General features: G+C 62.8%; 16 protein-coding genes. 6 read left to right on the plus strand and 10 right to left on the minus strand.

Annotated features, from left to right (window positions below):
- Positions 1 to 27: 27 nt before the first annotated feature.
- A complete protein-coding gene (locus tag CQ13_RS16980; RefSeq protein ID WP_082637509.1) occupies positions 28 to 1,305 on the minus strand; it encodes an HlyD family secretion protein in 1,278 nt (425 codons plus the stop codon).
- A gap of 184 nt (positions 1,306 to 1,489) precedes the next feature.
- Between CQ13_RS16980 and CQ13_RS16985 the strand changes: the two genes are divergently transcribed.
- A complete protein-coding gene (locus CQ13_RS16985) occupies positions 1,490 to 2,191 on the plus strand; it encodes a TetR/AcrR family transcriptional regulator (RefSeq protein ID WP_057843997.1) in 702 nt (233 codons plus the stop codon).
- A 108-nt stretch (positions 2,192 to 2,299) separates the two neighbouring features.
- On the opposite strand, the gene CQ13_RS16990 is transcribed toward CQ13_RS16985, so the two are convergent.
- Together CQ13_RS16990 and CQ13_RS16995 are read right to left on the minus strand one after the other, a co-directional pair.
- Positions 2,300 to 3,670 carry a metal-dependent hydrolase family protein gene (locus tag CQ13_RS16990; protein ID WP_082637511.1) on the minus strand — a complete coding sequence of 457 codons (1,371 nt, stop codon included), beginning with the start codon at positions 3,668 to 3,670 and terminating at the stop codon, positions 2,300 to 2,302.
- A gap of 159 nt (positions 3,671 to 3,829) precedes the next feature.
- On the minus strand, positions 3,830 to 4,393 hold the full coding sequence (locus tag CQ13_RS16995; protein ID WP_057843998.1) for an HdeD family acid-resistance protein: 564 nt from the start codon (positions 4,391 to 4,393) through the stop codon (positions 3,830 to 3,832).
- A 42-nt stretch (positions 4,394 to 4,435) separates the two neighbouring features.
- Between CQ13_RS16995 and CQ13_RS17000 the strand changes: the two genes are divergently transcribed.
- Complete coding sequence (locus CQ13_RS17000; RefSeq protein WP_057843999.1) at positions 4,436 to 4,633, plus strand: hypothetical protein; 198 nt, start codon at positions 4,436 to 4,438, stop codon at positions 4,631 to 4,633.
- A 192-nt stretch (positions 4,634 to 4,825) separates the two neighbouring features.
- On the opposite strand, the gene CQ13_RS17005 is transcribed toward CQ13_RS17000, so the two are convergent.
- Both CQ13_RS17005 and glsA read right to left on the minus strand, forming a co-directional pair.
- On the minus strand, positions 4,826 to 6,475 hold the full coding sequence (locus CQ13_RS17005) for an MFS transporter (RefSeq protein ID WP_245309204.1): 1,650 nt from the start codon (positions 6,473 to 6,475) through the stop codon (positions 4,826 to 4,828).
- A 73-nt stretch (positions 6,476 to 6,548) separates the two neighbouring features.
- A complete protein-coding gene (glsA, locus tag CQ13_RS17010) occupies positions 6,549 to 7,547 on the minus strand; it encodes a glutaminase A (RefSeq protein WP_057844000.1) in 999 nt (332 codons plus the stop codon).
- Positions 7,548 to 8,043: 496 nt separating this feature from the next.
- On the opposite strand from glsA, the gene CQ13_RS17015 reads away from it, so the two are divergent.
- From CQ13_RS17015 to CQ13_RS17025, 3 genes are all read left to right on the plus strand, one after another.
- A complete protein-coding gene (locus tag CQ13_RS17015) occupies positions 8,044 to 8,562 on the plus strand; it encodes a DUF1269 domain-containing protein (RefSeq protein ID WP_057844040.1) in 519 nt (172 codons plus the stop codon).
- Between the two features lie 92 nt (positions 8,563 to 8,654).
- On the plus strand, positions 8,655 to 10,217 hold the full coding sequence (locus tag CQ13_RS17020) for an AbgT family transporter (RefSeq protein ID WP_057844001.1): 1,563 nt from the start codon (positions 8,655 to 8,657) through the stop codon (positions 10,215 to 10,217).
- Between the two features lie 38 nt (positions 10,218 to 10,255).
- Positions 10,256 to 12,034 (plus strand): metallophosphoesterase family protein, encoded by a 1,779-nt coding sequence (locus CQ13_RS17025; RefSeq protein ID WP_057844002.1) that lies wholly within the window; start codon positions 10,256 to 10,258, stop codon positions 12,032 to 12,034.
- Here CQ13_RS17025 and CQ13_RS17030 read toward each other — a convergent pair.
- Positions 12,031 to 13,065 (minus strand): AI-2E family transporter, encoded by a 1,035-nt coding sequence (locus CQ13_RS17030; RefSeq protein ID WP_057844003.1) that lies wholly within the window; start codon positions 13,063 to 13,065, stop codon positions 12,031 to 12,033. The two genes, CQ13_RS17025 and CQ13_RS17030, sit on opposite strands and share 4 nt — an antisense overlap.
- 172 nt (positions 13,066 to 13,237) lie before the next feature.
- On the opposite strand from CQ13_RS17030, the gene CQ13_RS17035 reads away from it, so the two are divergent.
- Positions 13,238 to 14,914 (plus strand): caspase family protein, encoded by a 1,677-nt coding sequence (locus CQ13_RS17035; RefSeq protein ID WP_082637512.1) that lies wholly within the window; start codon positions 13,238 to 13,240, stop codon positions 14,912 to 14,914.
- 71 nt (positions 14,915 to 14,985) lie between these two features.
- Here the strand turns inward: CQ13_RS17035 and CQ13_RS17040 are convergent, their stop codons facing one another.
- The 4 genes from CQ13_RS17040 to thiD form a co-directional block, all read right to left on the minus strand.
- Positions 14,986 to 15,975: a threonine ammonia-lyase gene (locus tag CQ13_RS17040; protein WP_028348579.1), complete on the minus strand. Its 990-nt coding sequence runs from the start codon at positions 15,973 to 15,975 to the stop codon at positions 14,986 to 14,988.
- A 53-nt stretch (positions 15,976 to 16,028) separates the two neighbouring features.
- Entirely contained in the window at positions 16,029 to 17,087 is a 1,059-nt protein-coding gene (locus CQ13_RS17045; protein WP_057844004.1) for a glycosyltransferase family 4 protein, read from the minus strand.
- Positions 17,084 to 17,896, minus strand: coding sequence for a UDP-2,3-diacylglucosamine diphosphatase (locus CQ13_RS17050; RefSeq protein ID WP_057844005.1), 813 nt, complete (start codon positions 17,894 to 17,896; stop codon positions 17,084 to 17,086). The genes CQ13_RS17045 and CQ13_RS17050 overlap by 4 nt, the downstream gene beginning before the upstream one ends.
- A 281-nt stretch (positions 17,897 to 18,177) precedes the next feature.
- Positions 18,178 to 18,978: a bifunctional hydroxymethylpyrimidine kinase/phosphomethylpyrimidine kinase gene (gene thiD / locus CQ13_RS17055; RefSeq protein WP_057844006.1), complete on the minus strand. Its 801-nt coding sequence runs from the start codon at positions 18,976 to 18,978 to the stop codon at positions 18,178 to 18,180.
- Positions 18,979 to 18,993: the final 15 nt, after the last annotated feature.

Here is an 18,993-nt window from a genome sequence, read left to right on the forward strand (position 1 = left end):
AAGGCTCGGCCCGGATGACCGCGGAGCTCACAGCTCGCTCCTCAGTCGCTCATAGAGGGAGGGCCTCGGATCAATCCGCGCGGTGGGGACTACCGACATGCCCGGGCCGAGCGCGACGTCGGTTGGCGGATTGTCCATGTCGATCTTGACGGGCACGCGCTGGACAATCTTGACATAGTTGCCGGTGGCATTCTGGGCCGGCAGCAGCGAGAACGCGGTACCGGAGCCGGGCTGGACGCTCGCGACATGGCCGTGGACCTTGCGTTCCGGATAGGCGTCGATCGCGAGCGTTACCGGATCGCCCGGCCGCATGCGGTCGAGTTGACTCTCCTTGAAGTTTGCCGTCACCCAGAGCTGATCGGGTACAAACATCGCCAGGCTATTGCCAGGCTGGGCGAATTGACCGGCCGCGGCGCTCAGGTTGACGACACGCCCCGGCTGGGCCGCCGTCACCGTCGTGTAGGACAGATTGAGTTGCGCCTGGTCGCGCTGGGCCTGCGCCTGGGCGAGGCTCGCAACAGCGCTCTTGCGCTGCGCCTGCAGCGCCTCGACTTGCCGATTCGCCAGCTTGAGGGTTGCCTGCGCGCTCAGTAGCGCAGCCTGCTGCTGATGCAGTTGCGAGGTGAACTGCTGGGCGTTCTGAACGGTGCCGTAGCCTGTTTGCTCCAGGTGCTGGAAGCGCGCCGCCTGTTGCTGCGCGAATACCAGTGCCGCCTGCGCCTGATCCACCTGCGCCTGGTTGGCGCCGATCTGTGCCTGCTGCACATCGAGCTGTGCGTCGATATTCTCGATGCTGGCCAGCGCCGCCGCGACCTGCGCCTGCGCCTGCTCGAGCGCCGTGCGAAAGTCGCGGTCATCGATGCGGGCGATCACGTCGCCGGCTTTGACGTGCTGGTTGTCGCTGACGGGGACGGCGGTGATGTAGCCTGAGACTTTCGGCGCGATCGAAAACTGCCGCGCCGCGACGAAGGCATCATCGGTAGACTCGAAATGTCTCGCGTAGTCCATGTAGAGGTAGCCGCCGGCGATCGCGGAGGCGAGGAGCGCAGCCCCGATCGCGGAGACAACGGGGCGGCGACGCAGGAAGCCGGCCCTGCGGTCTTTGCTCTGCGGCCGAACTGCTTCCGGCGGATCGGCTGAGGCAGGCGCCCTGGCAACCGGCTCTTCGTGCAGAAACCGAGCCCGCGCGATGATTTCCTGCTGGTCGAATCCGACGCCGGGCTCGCGCGGGTCCGGGACGGATCGCGGGCTTTCGATCCCCTGGAGCCCCCGTCCGTCCCGTTCCAATACGTTGTATTCGGACATGCGGCCGCTCCTGCTGTCAGGCGACGCCTCAGCGACATCGAGAAAAGAAACTGCTCCGTTTCGATTCTCAGGTAATCAGGCAAACCGGTCCATCAATAGGAACGAAACTGTTTCGTTCTCTTTCAGCATCACAGTTGCGTGCTTATTTGATGCTCAGCGGAGCTCGAAGCACGGTCCAGTCGCGATGAAAACCAGCAGCGCGTTGAGGAAGAAGCCGGCGCTGAAGCGCGTCAAAGTGCGCTTTGGCCGTCCACCCAAGGAGCTTGCCGGCGAGGTTGACGCCCGCATTCTCAATGCGGCGCGAAAGGTGTTTCTTGAGCGCGGATTGGAAGGCGCGAGCATCGACGAGATCGCCGAAGTCGCACGTTCGGGTAAGCCGACGATCTATGCCCGCTTCCGCGACAAGCGGGCGCTGTTCACTGCGGTGGTAACGCGGGACATCCTATCTCGTATCGCAGAGTTTAAGGTCGAGGTGCCAACCGGCGCAACAATCGAGGCGCGGCTCATAAGTGCCGCGAGCACGCTGCTGCATTGGGGTTTGGACGGCGAGAGGATCGCGCTGATGCGGCTGGCAATCGCGGAAGCACGCCGCTTTCCTGATCTGGCGAGCACGGTCGGCCGGACGGCGCGTGATCTCAGCACTGAACTCGGGGTCCGGTTGCTGGGCGAGTTGACGCAATCCGACGAGCTTCGGTCGCTGCCGGCTTTTGCCCCAAAGCAACTGACAACGACTGCACGTTTCTTCCTCGATCTCATCGCCGTGCCGATGCTGTTTCGGGCACTGTTCGAGGCGGACCTCAAGACGCTGGACGCAGAGATCGACGCGCACGTGGCGCGCAGCGTTCCGTTCTTTCTAGCCGCTTGCCGGCGCGGCGGCGTGAGCTGAGCCTTGCAGCGGCACCACTGAGGCGACGTCTGCTTGAGTCCAAAAAAGCGCCGGATAGCGGACCTCGACTAAGCCGCGCTTACGAATCCCGGTTGATGAGCCCAGGTCCTAGTTTGGCTTGCCGGCAATGAGATTCTTGTGAATCTTTCCGTCTTTCATGATGACCAGGAAATTCTTGGCCGGATCCTCTATCAGATTGATGTTGTCTATTGGATTGCCGTCAACCAGCAGCAGGTCAGCCAGCGCCCCTTCCTCCACCACGCCGAGTTTGCCCGGGTACGGATTGCGCTTGCCGGATAGCGCCAGCAATTCGCCGTTCATCCCGGTCGCCATGGCGAGTGCTTCGGCGGGGGTATACCAACGGACAAGCGAGGCCAGAATTGCCCCCTGGCGCTGGGCCAGCGCGCGGGAGAACAGAACATCGGTGCCCCACGCCGTCTTGAGCTTGTACTTCTTCGCAAACTCGTATGCTCCGCCTATGCCCGGCCAGACCTCATCCGCCTTGGCTCGCTCGACTGAACCCTCGGGAAAACCTTGCCTCAACTCGTCGGGGAGCGGCTGCAAGCTCAGCCAAACGCCCTTCTCGGCGATCAGCTTGGCGGTTGCATCGTCCATCAGGAACCCGTGCTCGATGCACTTTACGCCAGCGGCAATAGCGCGTTGGATCGCAGCCGGCGTAAAGGCATGCGCGACGACGTATGTGCCCCAATTCTCGGCCGCTTCGACCGCGGCTCGCAATTCGGGCTCGGTGAAGGTGACGGCGTCGATCGGACTGAAGGGCGATGACACCCCGCCGCCCGCCGTCAACTTGATCTGGGACGCGCCCTGCATGAGCTGCTCGCGCACGCGCACGCGCACCTCGTCGGGACTATCGGCGACCATACTGCCGCCGATCTGCTCCATGCGGGTGAGCATGCCGCCGATCGTTCTTGGTAGGTCGGAACGCTGCCGGAAGTCGCCATGGCCGCTGGTGACCGTGATCATGGCACCGGACGGGTAGATGCGAGGGCCGGTGACGAAGCCCTCATCAATGGCTTGCTTCAGCCCAAAGCTCGGCCCGCCCACGTCGCGAACAGTGGTGAAGCCCCGCATGAGCGGGTCCGTCGCTTCCGCAGCCGCAAGAAGATTGTTGTAGCCGACATCGCCCGCTATGGCGCCCGCCGGCGTTGGGCGGACTAACATCGCATGCCAATGCATGTCGATCAGTCCCGGCATCAGCACGCGTCCTCCTCCGTCGATGACGGCCGTTTGCGTGGCGTCCGCCGTGATTGCTGCGGGCGAGATTTTCTCGATGTTTTTGTCCCTGATCAGCACATTGGACGATGCTGAAAGCTTGTCGCTCCTTCCATCGAAGATACGAACGTTCTGAAACAGCACTGCCGCGCCTTGCTGAGCTTGTACAGGGGGTAAACCCGCCGCGAGGCTCAATGCCGTCGAGGCAGCGACTGCAAGGATTTTGACGACTAGATGCCAAGACATGGAAGACCTCGGCTGAATAACGCAGGCCTCGGCAAGAACCATATCGCGACCGTGACGAGCGACTTGGAGGTGTTTGCCCGGAGATCATGCTCAAACAGAAAAAGAGAGCGAGATGACGATTCGAAGAAAAGCCATCTCGCTCTAGTAGGCAGGGAGGAGCTACGCGCTTCGGGTGGTAGGCTGCCACGCGTAAGCCAACCACCCGATGCCATGGGAAATCATATCAACGCCGAGCAGCAATCCGAGGACCCACAAGCCGGTCATCGGAAATCCAGTCAGAATGATGAGGCCAGCCACTATGCCGAACGCGCCGGATAGCAGCATGATCCAGCCCGCCTCTCGCCAATGGCTGATGCTGATCAGGATGCGGACGAAACCGGAAATCACCAACACCAGGCCGAGGACGTAGGTGAGAATCAAGGCGCTGGCGACCGGCTGGCCGACCAGCACGACGCCAAAGGCGATGTACAGGATGCCGAGAAGCACCTGCCATACGAAACCTCCCCATCCCTTGGTCCAGAACGCATGGACGATCTCGAAGGCGCCGGCGACGATCGAAACCCAGCCGATGAAGATGGTGCTGATCACGGTGACGAGCATGACGTCGCCAAGAACCAGGAAGCCGGCCAGGATCAAGGCGAGTCCAAGCAGAACACAGATCCAGAACGGCGGCGCAGGCAGGTTGGTGACGCCCATCGGCGAGCTGTTGTCAATTGTGGTCATGGCAGTCTCCTCATTTCACGTCTCATCGCAGCCTCGAGCAGCGTGGCCATCACCGCCATCGCCAGCCGCAGACGCGACGGCCGCGGTGCCACCAACAGACCCAGCGGCGACGCCGACGACGATGCCAGTGATGAGGGGGACGCGACGGCCGCGTGGGCGGCCGTCCAGGCGGTCGTCGCGGTGGCCGTCCAGCCGGTGATCCAGGCGGCCGCGTGCCAGGGCCTTGAGCCTCGAGCTTGAAATCTCCGGCGCTCTTTCCAGGATCCTTCTGCACCGCGAGCGGCGCCGCCTCGGCCATGCCTGGTGGCAGGCTTGTGGCCAGGCCGATGGTCACGGCACCGCACACCAGGGTCCGCAGCGCAGTGCGACGGTCGATTGCATCCATTGTTGTTCTCCTTCTTGGGACGCCCCTTCCTCGCATGCTCGTGCTGATCAGCCGGACCTCAATCGGTTGCCGGGCGCATCGCTCGGTATCTCGCCCGGCAGGTAGTTTGGAAGCCGGCCCGCCGGAATGATCGCCAGCAGCGCAAGACCGGCCATGATCAGCAGTCCGATCTTCAGCGCACGCAGCCGCGCCTCGGTATTCACGCGCACCGCTTCCTCGACCTGCTGCGGTGTCGCGGTCGTTCCTTCCATCACACTGCGCAGCCGGTCATTGCTGACGAAGGTGATGTTGTCGAGATCGACCTGGCTCTGGATTTCCTTCGGCAGCACGGGGTTGGCCGCGATACTGCCGAGCGCGATCGCACTCAACAGACCGACCAGGAGTGCACCCGCCACCGCCGTTCCAACCGCAGCGGCCAGATTTTGCGTGGTGCCGCGCAGCGACCCGACATCGCCTGCAAGTTCCTTGGGCGAGGCGGTGACCAGCACGTTGAACAACAGCGTTACCAGCGAGCCCTGCCCGATCCCGAACAGAACCAGGCCGATCAGCACAGGAATCTCGCTCCAGTCGTTGCGCACGACAACGGCTAACCACACCAGGCCGACCGTACACAGCAGGAAGCCGTAGCGGCCGATCTGCCGCGGCGTCAGCCGGTCGTAGACATTGACGATCAGCATCGCCGTGAAGAACACCGTCAGATTGAACGGCATCATCGCAATCGCGGTCGCAAGCGGCGAGCGGCCCTGCACGATCTGAATGTACAACGGCACTGAGAAATTAAGCGCCGCCTCCAGCGCGACCACGGCAAACAGCGCATAGACCGCGCAGCGCTCCTCCGGCGAGTCGATCACCTCGAGCGCCAATAGCGGAGTCTTCCCGACGGCCTGACGCCGGTGCGTCCACATCAGGAATGCCTGCCCGAGCACGACGCCGAGAACGATCATGATCGGCGCCGGCGAAAGGCCGAGCAGGTCGAACGGCGCATTGGCGGTGGCCAGCGCTAGCCCCCATCCGTTCAGGTTGTTGAAGCCGAAACTGATGAGGACGATCGCCGATGCCGCCAAAACCACACCGAAGATATCAATCTGCACATCCGGGCGGCCATAGTCGCGCTTGAGCCGGAAACTCAACAGGAACACAATCGCGGAAACCGCGATCAGGATGCCGAATGCGGGCCGCCAACCGATATAAGTGCCGAGCACGCCGCCGATGATGAACGCCAGCACGCCGGCCGCCGCGCGCGCGGAGCCGAGCGCACCCACTGCCGTCGCCTGCTGCCGTCCCGTGTAATTCTCGGCGATCAGCGCAACCAGCGACGGCACGATCACGGCGCCGGCCGCGCCGCAAAGCGCTTGCGCTGTGATCATCAACGTCGCCGTGGGACTGAATGTCATCAATATCTGCGACGCGCAGAACAGGATGACGGCGAATCGGAACACCTGCAACGCGCCGAATCGTTGCGCGAGTTTTGCGCCGAGCATCACGAAGCCAGCCACCAGCATGGAATAGGCCACGATACCCGTCGCAACCGTCGTCGGCGGGACGCCAAAACTCTTCACCATCCCGCCGAGCGCCACTGGTAGCGAGGCGACGTTGTAGGACATGATCATCTGGCCGAGCGCGATGGCGATCATCGGTACCCATGACTCCCGCGCACCTTCCCGGATTGCTCCGATCGACATCGAGTGCGTCGCCATGGTGTCCTCCCGAGCGGCTCGGTTCGGGATCGATCGAGCTATCCACTCGATCAATCCACTCTTTGCATCTGCTTCAGTTTTCCGGTTGCGATACGAACAGATCCATTCCCAGCCGCTGCGACAGGAATTTTGCCGCGAGCTGCCCTTTCACGCTGTTGCCGGCCGCGTCGAGCGGCGGCGCGAAGGTGCCGAAGCCGCCCTTCCCCGGCGAGACCGCGACGATGCCGCCGCCGATTCCGCTCTTCCCGGGCAGGCCGATGTCGTAGAGCCAGTCGCCCGACGTCTCGTATAGGCCGGCAGTAATCATCACGGTCAGCGCATAGTGACAGACTGCAGCATCTACCACGCGCTGCCGGGTAACCGGATTGACGCCGCCGTCCGCCAGCGTCGCGCCCATGACCGCGAGATCCCGCGCACTCACATTCAGCGAGCATTGCTTGGTATAGAGATCGGTCGCCTGCTTGGCGTCGCAATAGATGCGGTCGTAGCTCTGCAGCAGCCGGGCGATACTGCGGTTGCGATAGTTGGTTTGCGACGCCGAGGCGTACACCTCTTCATTGAGCGCAAGCTTGCGCCCCGCAAACCGCGACAACCCGTCATGAATGAATTGCCATTGGCCTTCGGCCGTCAGGCCCGGCACGAGGCTGGTGGTCGCGATCGCGCCCGCGTTGACCATCGGGTTGGTGCGGCCACCGCCCTGCTCGATGGCCGCGAGGGAGTTGAAAGGCAATCCGGTGGCGTTCGCCCCAAGTCTTCTGCGCGCCTCTTCCGGGCCGATCGTCTCGCAGACCAGCGCGAACACGAACGGCTTCGACACGCTCATGATCGAGAATTCATATTCGGTGTCGCCGGCCTCGTAGACGCGCCCGCTGGTGCCGGCGACGCAAATCCCGAACAGTTCGCGGGGAACCCTGGCAAGGGCCGGATAGACCTGTGAATTTTGTCCCTCGCCATTCGACTTGAAGCGCCGATGGGCGTCGGACACGAACCTCTGCACCATATCTGGCTCAGGCAGATGTCCCGTCGAGATGTACGGCCGTTCTGATCGTTCCGAGATCAAGCGTGAGTCCATGGGACTCCTCCACCCGGCTGCTCGCAAGGGTCGAGCGGTCGGCAACGCAAATTACACGCCGATAGGCGGTCTGCGTTGACCGCCTATCATTGCAACTGAGCAAACGCTCGAAAGTGCATCGAGTCAATCGTACAACCTTAAAGTAGTTTAGCGCCCGCTACAAAGTTTTGTGATGAGTCGCATGATGCTGATCATCTATCGACAAACCTCGGCGAATTAGAAACCAATTTGACCGAGCGCGCTGTCACGGTTTGGTGGGAGCGATCAGCGAACCATGATGCGCTCGCTCGGAGGTTGTGATACGGTCAAAACTATGCCGTGCGCCGCCAAGGCGAAGCTGCCTGCCGTTGGCAAACCGCGGCTCTGCGGGATCGTCCTGATCGGCCGATTTTCCGACGAGCTGCGTTATTTGCTTCACTGTCGCAGAAAGGCGTCGACCCCTCGCGCGCCGCGTATGACTCGGACCGCCCATCACATCGAGTTGGAGGATACGAAGATGTCAGATCTGATCGCAATCATCTATCCATCGGAAGCAAAGGCAGAAGAAGTACGGCAGCGCCTGTTCAAATTGCAGAAGGAATACCTGATCACGATCAGCGATGCCGTGATTGCAGTGAAGACGGAAACCGGCCCCGTCAAGCTCAATCAGTTCGTCAATACGACAGCGGTCGGAGCCGTATCGGGCAGCTTCTGGGGACTGCTGATCGGCGTGCTCTTTCTCAATCCCATACTCGGCGTCATCCTCGGTGCGGCGTCCGGTGCGCTCGGCGGCGCGCTGTCCGACTACGGCATCGATGACGCCTTCATGAAGGATCTTTCGACAAGCCTGCAACCCGGGAACGCTGCGCTGTTTGTTCTCGTCAAGAACATGACCGCTGACAAGGTGCTGCGCGAGATCCAGGACGCTGGCGGTACCGTGCTCAAGACCTCGCTGGATGATAGCAAGGAGCAGAAGCTTCGCGAAGCGCTCGCAAGGGCGAGTGCCGAGCAGCCGCCACAGACGGACGCCGCCTAGCTCTGGCGGACGAGATCCGTAGGACCTGCCGGCGGCGGTAACGATAGCGCGGCCGGCCTCCTCGAAGGATGCGCTCAGCAAGGATGGCTTTCATGCGCCGCGCAAGCGAAGCAGGCACTGAGACGGCCAGGGCAAGCACGCCGGCCATGCTCGACGCGATCGAGCGGATCGGCAACAGCGTTCCCCACCCGGTTCTGATCTTCCTGATTCTGATCGCCATTGCCGTCATCGCTTCGCACCTGCTCTATTTGCTCGACGCGTCGATTTCCTATCAAATCATCAATCCGGCGACCCACGGCACGGAGACCGTGACAGCCCGCGCCAACAGCCTGCTGACGACGGAAGGTATCAGGCACATCTATACGCGGCTGGTGCCTAACTTCATGGGCTTCAGCGCGGTCGGACTGCTGATTGTCGCCATGATCGGCGTCGGTGTCGCCGAGGAATCGGGCCTGGTCAACGCCTGCATCCGCAAGCTCGTCGCCGCCTCACCGCGCTGGACGCTTTCCTACATTCTTGCCCTTGTCGGGATCCTCTCGAGTGTAGCCTCCGATGCGGGTTACCTCGTGCTGATCCCGCTCGCCGGCACGGCGCTGATGAGCGTCGGCCGGCATCCGCTGGCGGGGCTGGCGCTAGGCTTCGCGGGCGTGGCCAGTGCCTTCAGCGTAAACATGCTGATCAAGCCGCTCGATGCCGTCCTCACCGAACTGACCAACGATGCCATTCACATCGTCAACCCATCACTCTCGATCGAAGTGACAGCCAATTTATGGTTCTCGATTGTGTCTGTCGTCGTATTGACGATCGTGATTGCCTTGATCACGGAGCGGATCATGGAACCGCGCCTTGGCGCGTATCGCGAGGATCAGGCCAGCGCAACGCTGCCCCCGCACGAGGGCGGACAACTCTCCGCACGAGAGACGCGCGGCTTGAGGTATGCCGTCGCAGGACTGCTGGCTGTCACGCTGGTCTTCTGCCTGCTGACGCTGCCGCCATGGGCCCCTCTCCGCGATCCGGCGACCGGAGCGCTGGTCGGCAATTCACCCTTCATGAACGGGCTGATCGGCCTCGTCATGATCTTGTTCCTGGTGACCGGCATCGCCTATGGCATCGGCGCAGGAACAATCACGCACACTACCGACGTCATCGATGCTATGACCAAGGCCGTCTCGGGCATGGGCGGCACGATCCTGCTGTTCCTGGTCATCAGCCAGTTCGTCGATTACTTCACCTACAGCAACATTCCGACGCTGCTTGCGGTCAAGATGGCGGATACCCTGAAGGACGCGAGCATCGGCCCGCTATGGCTGTTGCTTGGTCTTATTGCGGTGGTTGCCATACTCGATCTGGTCTTCACGCCGGCTATCGCCACATGGGCGATCTTTGCGCCAGTGTTCGTCCCGCTGTTCGTGCAGTTGGCCGTCGATCCGGCGGCGGTTCTGGCGGCATACCGGGTCGGAGACGGCCCGATGAACTCGATCACTCCGCTCAATCCTTACTTCGCGCTCGTTGTCGGCTTTGCCCAGAAGTACGACCGCAAGGCAGGCGTCGGCACCGTCATCGCGCTGATGCTGCCCTATGTGCTCTGCATGTCCGCACTTTGGACACTTCTTTTTGTCGCGTGGTACCTGTTGGGCCTCCCCTGGGGCGTTTAGCCGGAGACGGCGCGAGCGGCAGGATGCGGTATTGAGCAATGACGAAGCCGATCTCCGAACGACACGCCATCAAAGCCGCAAAGAATACGCTGGTCGATCCGCGCAACGGCGATATCGAGGACGATGCCGCCAGTCCGGGACAGCGGTCGCTGCTGGCAATCGCCGGAAGCCTGCTGGTCGAAATCAGTTTGCCGAAGCTCTTGTTCGCCTGGACGGTCTTGCTGTTGTTGCCGTCGGTGTTGCTCGGTCTGGCGCCGTTGCTGGCTTCGGCCTGGTTTTCCACCTTGTCGGAACAGCTTGCAGCGCTGACCGAAATCGGCACCGCGCTGTTACTGGCCGCGATCGTCGCGGTGGGATGGCTCGGATGGCGCCCGCTGCTTGGGATCGCCGAAATCAATTTCTGGTCGCTCAATGCACTCGCGGTGCAGCCGGGCTATGCGTTTGCGCGCGAAGCCTTGCGTCATCTGACGGAACTGATCGTAGGAAAAAACTTCACCCCTGCCGGCCGGGCGCGCTTGCGCAGCGCCAATTCGGTTGGCGCCGGCATCATGCTGTCGGCATGCGCGGCAGTGATCGCGATACTCGCCTGGCCTGCCTCGCGTTGGGCTGGTAACTGGAGCGATCTGCTCTTGCTGCATCGGCTCGCCGTGCCCACGCTTGCGAATGCAGTTGTACTGATGGCAGGCTATCTGGCGGTCGCATCGCTGGTTTGGGGTTTTGCCGATGCCAGCATGCCTCAACCGCTAGATCTTGCCATGTTCGATACCGCCTCGGCCGAGGGCCGGACTTGGCGCGTTGCGCACCTGTCGGATATTCACGTGATCGGCGAGCAATATGGCTTTCGCATCGAAAGCGGGCGGGCTGGTCCGCGCGGCAATGGCCGGCTCAATCGAATTCTCGCGCGGCTGGCCGCCATCCACGCCAGCAATCCGCTCGATCACGTTCTGATCACGGGCGACATGACCGACGCCGGTCGCGCCAGCGAATGGGCATTAGTCCTCGAAGCACTGGCGCGCCACCCGGAGCTTGCCGCGCGCACGATCCTGTTGCCGGGCAATCACGACGTCAACATCGTCGACCGCGCCAATCCGGCTAGGCTCGACCTGCCGTCCAGCATCGGCAAGCGGCTGCGGCAGATCCGGACGCTGTCGGCGATGGCGGCCGTGCAGGGCGAACGGGTGCACGTCGTCGATGCCAAGGGAAGACCGGCCGCTACGTTGCAACAGGCGCTGGCACTGCACCGCGACGCGATCGTGGCCGTTGCGGAGTCTGGAGGTTTGCGCCGTGTCGCCGCGCTGCGCAGCCTCTTCGACGACCAGTTTCCGATGATCCTGCCGCCGGAGCCGGCAGATGGCCTCGGAATAGCTATCCTGAACTCGAATGCAAAGACCCACTTTTCCTTCACCAACGCGCTCGGACTGGTATCCGTCGAACAGGCGCATCGCCTCGAGGCAGCTATCGGATATTTTCCGCGGGCGCGCTGGATCGTCGCATTGCACCACCACCTGGCGGAATATCCCATGCCGGTGAAAGCATTTTCCGAGCGCATCGGGACAGCGCTGATCAACGGCAGTTGGTTCGTCCGCAGATTGGAAGCGCTGGGAGATCGCGCCGTCGTGATGCATGGCCACCGTCATATCGACTGGATCGGCGCATGCGGCGGGCTAAAAATCATCTCCGCTCCGTCGCCTGTGATGGGTGCGACCGACGCTGCGGCGACGTACTTCTATATTCATTCGCTGACGGCCGGCCATGATGGCCGGCTGGGCCTGTTGCCGCCCGAGCGGGTAGAGATCGAAGGCGAGACAGCCGACTAGAGCTTGCCGGGTTTCTCCGGCTCCGGTCCGCCGAGCAGATCAGCAATCCAGCGACTCGACGGATGCTGGGCACAGAAGGTGAGTGTGGCGAGCGCGATGGGCACGCCGATGAAGGTCCCGAACAGGCCCCACAGGAACGTCCAGAAGAAGATCGCAAATAGGACCACCACCGGCGAGATCGACAACAGGCTGCCGGCCACCCGCGGCTCGATGTAGCTGCCGACCGCGAATTGAATGATGTTCAGGCACACGAATACGCCGAGCACCGCCGGCCAGGTCTCGAACTGCGTCATCGCCAACAGGGTTGGAAACAGCGTCGCAACGAACGGGCCGATGAACGGGATATAGTTCAGCACGAACGCGATCACGCCCCATTCGAGCGCGAATGGCAGCCCGGTAATCCAGGCGAAGCTGCCAACCAGCAGGCCGGTGACCGCGCTCATCTGCGTCCGCACCAAAAGGTACTTTCGGAATTTCGCCGCGGTCGCTTCGCTGCCGTCGAGCAGCACGCGTGCTGCAGTACGGTTATCCAGCCGTTCGATGTTTCGCCTGATACTCTCGACTTCGAGAAGCCCCAGCATGACGTAAACCAGCGCAATCACCCAGAAGCTGAGTGTCGTGTTCACCCGTCCGGTGACATATTGCGTGGCGCGCAGCAGCCAGCCTACGTTGAAATGTTCGGCCCAAAGGCCCGCAACGGACACGCCGTGGCCGTCCAGCCAATCTACCGTCGCCGCATAAAGGGCCTGGTACCGCGCCAGGTCGGCGAGCAGTGATTGCCCAACCCGACCAAATCCCCAGGCTGCGAGCGAGGCGAAGCCGAGGCAGACTGCCACGGTGGCGACAATGGTGATCGCGAGCGCGGCAAGTTTTGGCATCCAGGACTGCAACTGTTTCTGGATCGGCCACACAATCGCAATGATAAACAATGCCGCCGCAAGCGGCGCGAACACACTGCTCGCCTGAGCCAGCGCCGCCGTGACCAACACGGCCGCGATAATTCCTGTGGTGGTCTTTAGTCCGAAGCCCATTTCGGGTTCCTCCGACCGTGGAGCAACCCGAGATTGTCAGCGGCATCGTGCGGCGGCAAGCATGGAAGTGCCGCGCGCTGCAACCGTGACCGCGGTCACGTACGACAGCCCGCACCCGGCTTAGCGTCCCAGCAGCAAATCTCGCAACGAGGTCTCGCCTGAGGAGGCAGCCATGTCCCGCTTTAAGTCATTGCTATTGGGTGCCGGCCTGCTGGCAGGCCTGTTCGGCTTCTCTGGTGCGGCGTTGGCCGAAGCCCCGAACGTCGACATCCGCAACGGCATGCAAAGCCCGCCCGCCGACCAGCGCGTCGCGCTGGTGATCGGCAATTCGAATTACCAGATCGCGCCAAAGCTCGCCAATCCTGGCAACGACGCGCAGTCGATGGCGCAGCTTTTGAACTCCGCCGGCTTCGAGGTCACCCAGGCCACCGACCTGACGCGCAGCGACATGGTCAAGGTCGTGCAAGACTTCTCCGCCAGGGTCGCCGAGCGCGGCCCCGGCACCGTCGCCATGATCTATTATGCTGGTCACGGCGTGCAGGTGGCAGGCGAGAACTATCTGCTTCCGGTCGATGCGAAGATCGCTTCGCCGTCCGATCTTGACAGCAATTCGGTCCGGCTGGTCGATGTAATGGGCACGCTGGAATCGATCCCGAGCCGGATGCGCATCGTGGTGCTCGATGCCTGCCGCAACAATCCGTTCCCCGAGATCAACGACGCCGGACGGGGCTTGGCAATCGTCGATGCGCCCCGAGGCTCGATCGTCGGCTACTCGACCGCGCCGGGCATGGAAGCGCAGGACGGCGACGGCAACCACAGCCCGTATACATCGGCTTTCCTGAATGTCGCACGCGAGCCGAACCTGCCGATCGAGCAATTGTTCAAGCGCGTCCGGCTCGAAGTGAACAACACCACCTCCGGAAAGCAGACACCGTGGGAAAGTTCGTCGCTAACCTCCGACTTCTATTTCTTCGGCGATACCGCGGTCGCCGCGAGCCGCGCGCCGGATCGCCGCCCGATCATCGAGGCAGCGTCGAATCTGCCGTCGCGTTCGGTGCGCCAGGCTTACGACTACGTGCTCTCGGAAGGCTCGCCCGAGTACTATGAGGAGTTCATCCGCCTTTACCCGCACGATCCGCTGTGCGACCACATCCGTCTGCTGCTCGGCAATCTGCGGATGGCGACGGCGTGGCACAAAGCGGTGGTCGCCAACTCGCCGTTCGCCTACAAAACGTTCCATGACAATTATTCCAACAGCCCCTACGCCAAGTCCGCGCTGAAGCTGCAGGTCGCACCGAAGGCCGTGCCCTTGATGCAGTTCACGCACCTGGCGAAGCAGTCTCCGACGTTCAAGCCGGGCAACATCGGCAATTCACCCATCCTCGGCATCTCCAAGCACAATCTTGGTGCCCAGGCCCACATGCCAGTGCCTTCCAAGATCATCACGCTACCTGCCAAGGGCATGGCAACGAAAAACCCGATCAATGGCATCAACAACGGCAACACGGGCAAGGTCACGACCCTGCCTGGCAAGCTCACTGGCAACAGTAATGGCATTGGCGGAAAGGCCACGACCTTGCCGGGCAAGATCAACCCGATCCCTGTCAATGCCAGCAACAACAGCAGCAAGGTCGGCAAGGTCACGACCTTGCCGCCCCGGATTCATAACAACCCGATACGGGTCACCAAACCCATCACGACCAGGCCCATGATGACTAGGCCCATGATGACCACCGCGCCGCGTCGGGTCAGCGGCGGCATGGGCGGCGGAGGTTTCAGCCAGCGCTTCGCCTCAAGCCCGTCCCGCAGCTCGTTCGGCGGGTCATTCGGCGGCGGCTTCAGGCGCTGAACAAGGATATCCGGGCAACAAAAAAGCGGGCAGCGCACATGCTCTGCCCGCTTCCGTTTAAGATGTGATGATCAGGCGACCAGTTTGGCGAACAGGTCCGCGTCGACATTGCCACCGGAAAGCACGATTACGACGTTCTTTCCCCTGGCATCGATGCGACCGGCCAACAGTGCGGCGAGGCCGACAGCCCCGCCGGGCTCGACCACCAGCTTCAATTCCCGGTAGGCATATGCCACCGCCGCGCCGACTTCCTCGTCGGATGCGGTCACGCCGTTCGCGAGCAGCTTGCTGTTGATCGAGAAGGTGAGTTCGCCCGGCATCGCCGCCATCAGCGCATCGCAGATGGTGCGGCCGGCGGCGTGATGGGCCTCGCGATGGCCGGCGCGGAGCGACAGACCGTGATCGTCATAGTCCTTGGGCTCGGCGACAATCACCTGCGCTTGCGGAAATTTTGCCTTCACGGCCGTCGCGACGCCGGCGATCAGCCCGCCGCCGGAGGCCGGCGCTACCACGATATCGGGCACGAGCCCGAGCGCTGTCATGTCCTCGGCGATTTCGCGGCCCGCAGTGCCCTGCCCTGCAATGACGAAGGGATCGTCATACGGCCGGACCAGTGTCGCACCGCGTTTGCCGGCGATGCCGTTGGCGATCGCTTCGCGGTCCTCCTTGTCGCGGTCGTAGAGCACCACCTCCGCGCCATAGCCCTTGGTGCGCTCGCGCTTGGTGATAGGCGAGTCCGCCGGCATCACGATGGTGGCCTGCATGTTGAGGATCTGCGCCGCCGCCGCCACGCCCTGGGCGTGGTTTCCGGAAGAGAAGGCGACCACCCCGCCGCCGCGCTTGTCCTGCGGGATCGAGGCCAGCTTGTTGAAGGCGCCGCGGAACTTGAACGATCCGGTCCGCTGCAGCATTTCGGGCTTCAGAAAGACCTTGGTCCCGACGCGCTCGTTGAGAACGGGGAACGACAACAGCGGCGTCCGCACCGCGAACGGGCCAACTACGCGCGCCGCCGCATCGATATCTGCAGCACCGACCGGTGCCGTTGAGGCTTTTTCCGTCATGCGCACTTTGTATCGCGCAAGCGGACCGGCGGGCAATACAGATTCAGGTGATATCAGGCGGCGAAATGCGGGTCCTCCGCCACAAATTCGGCCAGCTCGCCTTCCGGCTGCGGAGGACCAAGATTGAGGGCATGATGGACAAAAACCCGCGCCGAGGCCTGCCAGGTGTGGGCGGCGGCAAATTCCACGCATTCTTTCCGCGAAATCTGCAGCGCCTCCAGGCAGGCCGCGCGCAAATCCTCGTTCAGCACGCCAACCGGCGCCGAGCCGATCACGTCGCGGGGACCGTTGACCGGAAAAGCCGCAACCGGCAGGCCGCTGGCCAGCGCTTCCAGCAGCACCAAGCCAAACGTGTCGGTCTTGCTGGGAAACACGAAAACATCGGCCGCCGCATAGATTTCGGCCAGTTCCTCGCCATGCCGCGCGCCGAGGAACACGGCGTCAGGATATTTGCCCTCCAGCGACATCCGGGCCGGCCCATCGCCGACGACGAGCTTGGTGCCGGGCAGATCGAGATCGAGGAAGGCTTCGAGATTCTTCTCTACCGCGACACGGCCGACGCTGAGATATACCGGCATCGGCATGCAGAGATCGGCGCTGCGCGGATGGAATAGCGAGGTATCGACGCCGCGCGACCATAGTACCACGTTGCGAAAGCCACGCAGGCGCAGCTCAGCCGCCAGCGCCGGCGTCGCCGCCATCACTGCCCGGCTCGGCCGGTGGAAGGCACGTAGCGCCCACCAAACCCAGGATTCCGGAATCGGCGAGCGCGCCGAGACATATTCCGGAAACCGGGTGTGAAAGCTCGTGGTGAACGGCAGGCCGCGCTTGCGGCAATAGCGCCGCACCAACAGCCCAATCGGCCCCTCGGTCGCGATATGTATGCTGTCGGGCCTTGCCGCTTCGATCAGTTGTGCGATCTTGCCGGGAAGCGGCAGAGCCAGCCGCAGGTCGGGATAGCTCGGCATCGCAAAGGTGCGAAACGATTGCGGCGTGAGAAAACTCACCTCGATGCCAAGCCCCGTGGCCGCCTCCGCCATCGCGGTCAGCGTCCGCACCACCCCGTTGACCTGGGGTTGCCACGCATCGGTCGCGACGAGGATATGCGTCATGCGGCGCGCGCCGCGACGCGGGGAACGGGCACCGCCCTCCGCTGCGGATCGGTCCAGGTGATGATCTCGAACCGGCCGTCCTCGTGCTCGGCGAGCGCGGTGCAGCTTTCCACCCAGTCGCCGCAATTCATGTAGCGAATGCCGTGCTCGTCGCGGATGGTGGCGTAGTGGATGTGGCCGCAGATCACGCCGTCGGCGCCGTGCCGCCGCGCCTCGCCGGCCAGCGTCTGTTCAAACGCGCCGATGTAGTTGACGGCGTTCTTGACCTTCAGCTTCGCCCATTGCGATAGCGACCAATAGGGCACGCCGAACATGCGGCGGAAGAAGTTGACGAGGCGATTCATCTGAATGGCGAAGTCGTAGGCCTTGTCGCCGAGATGGGCGAGCCAGCGCGCGTTCTGCACCACGAGATCGAAGATGTCGCCGTGGATGATGAGATAGCGCTTGCCGTCGACGCCGGTGTGGATGGTGTTTTCCACCACGTCGATGCCGCCGAAATGCGTACCGTAGTAGTTGCGCAGGAACTCGTCGTGATTGCCCGGCACGTAGATGACTTTGGCGCCCTTGCGCGCCTTGCGCAGCATCTTCTGCACGAAATCGTTATGCGATTGCGGCCAGTACCAGCTCGACTTCAGCGCCCAGCCATCGACGATATCACCGACGAGATAGATGGTGTCGGCGTCGTGGCTTTTGAGGAAGTCCAGCAAACGGTCGGCTTGCGAGCCGCGGGCTCCGAGATGGACGTCGGAGATGAACAAGGTACGAAAGCGCCGTTCGGGGCTCTCTTCACTCAGGGAGTCACTGCCCATATCTGTGCACCTACCAGATTTCTGTGACAGGGCGATGACTGTTCACGCGACCTATAGCCCCACGAGAATCAAAATGCCGCCCTTGGCTCTCGCGGATAGCAGCGCGATGCGACAGGCAAGCGACACGGCCTCCGCAACATCTTCTCGTCGTCCCTGCGAACGCATGCGAACGCAGGGACCTATAACCACCGATGCTTACTGTTGGAGAAGATAACGAGCCGCTTGCTTCAATTGACAAGCCGCGGCGTATGGTCCTTGCGTTCGCAGGGATGACAGTTCAGCTAGTAAAACTTATGAAAATGGTGGATCGGGCCGTGACCGCGGCCGACGCTGAAGCGATCTGCCGCCGCAATCGCAGCGCTGACCCACGCCTTGGCGTTACGCACGGCGGTTTCCATGCCCCCGCCCTTCGCGAGCTCCGCTGCAATCGCTGAGGACAATGAGCAGCCGGTGCCATGGGTATTTTTCGTCGCAATGCGCGGCGCGGCCAGCGCGATGGTGCCGCTCGTGCCGATCAGATAGTCGACGCAGTCGGCGCCCTCCCCGTGGCCGCCCTTGATCAGCACCGCCTTGCAGCCCATGGCCAGCAATCGCCTGCCCTGGCTTTCGACGGCGGCCTCACCCGCAGCCACCGGTTCGTCGAGCAGCGCGGCGGCCTCAGGCAAATTGGGCGTAATGACCGAAGCAAGCGGAATGAGTTTTGTCCTGAGCGACTCGACCGCTTCTGCAGCCAGCAGTCGATCGCCGGAGGTTGCGACCATCACGGGATCGAGCACGACATGCTGCGGCGACCAGCGCTTGAGACCGGCGACGATGGCGTCGATAACCGATGGCTGCGCCACCATGCCGATCTTGACCGCTCCGACGTCCAGATCGGAAAACACCGCATCGATCTGCGCGGTCACGAAGTCCGCCGGCACCTGATGGATGCCGCTGACGCCTTCGGTATTCTGTGCGGTCAGCGCCGTGATGACGGAGGCGCCGTAGACGCCGAGCGCGGCAAACGTCTTCAGGTCGGCCTGGATACCGGCGCCGCCAGAGGAATCGGAGCCGGCGATGGTCAGCGCGATCGGCGCCGTCATCGCAAACCTCGTGCA

Source organism: Bradyrhizobium retamae (assembly GCF_001440415.1).
In the GTDB taxonomy this organism is placed as follows: Bacteria; Pseudomonadota; Alphaproteobacteria; order Rhizobiales; family Xanthobacteraceae; genus Bradyrhizobium; species Bradyrhizobium retamae.

Bases quoted from the DNA above. Each gene is read 5' to 3' on its own strand.
- CQ13_RS16990 (WP_082637511.1), bottom strand. From the start codon at position 3,670: ATGTCTTGGCATCTAGTCGTCAAAATCCTTGCAGTCGCTGCCTCGACG.
- CQ13_RS17040 (WP_028348579.1), bottom strand. From the start codon at position 15,975: ATGACGGAAAAAGCCTCAACGGCACCGGTCGGTGCTGCAGATATCGAT.
- CQ13_RS16995 (WP_057843998.1), bottom strand. From the start codon at position 4,393: ATGACCACAATTGACAACAGCTCGCCGATGGGCGTCACCAACCTGCCT.
- CQ13_RS17025 (WP_057844002.1), top strand. From the start codon at position 10,256: ATGACGAAGCCGATCTCCGAACGACACGCCATCAAAGCCGCAAAGAAT.
- CQ13_RS17020 (WP_057844001.1), top strand. From the start codon at position 8,655: ATGCGCCGCGCAAGCGAAGCAGGCACTGAGACGGCCAGGGCAAGCACG.
- CQ13_RS17045 (WP_057844004.1), bottom strand. From the start codon at position 17,087: ATGACGCATATCCTCGTCGCGACCGATGCGTGGCAACCCCAGGTCAAC.
- glsA (WP_057844000.1), bottom strand. From the start codon at position 7,547: ATGGACTCACGCTTGATCTCGGAACGATCAGAACGGCCGTACATCTCG.
- CQ13_RS16985 (WP_057843997.1), top strand. From the start codon at position 1,490: ATGAAAACCAGCAGCGCGTTGAGGAAGAAGCCGGCGCTGAAGCGCGTC.
- CQ13_RS17035 (WP_082637512.1), top strand. From the start codon at position 13,238: ATGTCCCGCTTTAAGTCATTGCTATTGGGTGCCGGCCTGCTGGCAGGC.
- thiD (WP_057844006.1), bottom strand. From the start codon at position 18,978: ATGACGGCGCCGATCGCGCTGACCATCGCCGGCTCCGATTCCTCTGGC.
- CQ13_RS17015 (WP_057844040.1), top strand. From the start codon at position 8,044: ATGTCAGATCTGATCGCAATCATCTATCCATCGGAAGCAAAGGCAGAA.
- CQ13_RS17030 (WP_057844003.1), bottom strand. From the start codon at position 13,065: ATGGGCTTCGGACTAAAGACCACCACAGGAATTATCGCGGCCGTGTTG.
- CQ13_RS17005 (WP_245309204.1), bottom strand. From the start codon at position 6,475: ATGGCGACGCACTCGATGTCGATCGGAGCAATCCGGGAAGGTGCGCGG.
- CQ13_RS17050 (WP_057844005.1), bottom strand. From the start codon at position 17,896: ATGGGCAGTGACTCCCTGAGTGAAGAGAGCCCCGAACGGCGCTTTCGT.
- CQ13_RS16980 (WP_082637509.1), bottom strand. From the start codon at position 1,305: ATGTCCGAATACAACGTATTGGAACGGGACGGACGGGGGCTCCAGGGG.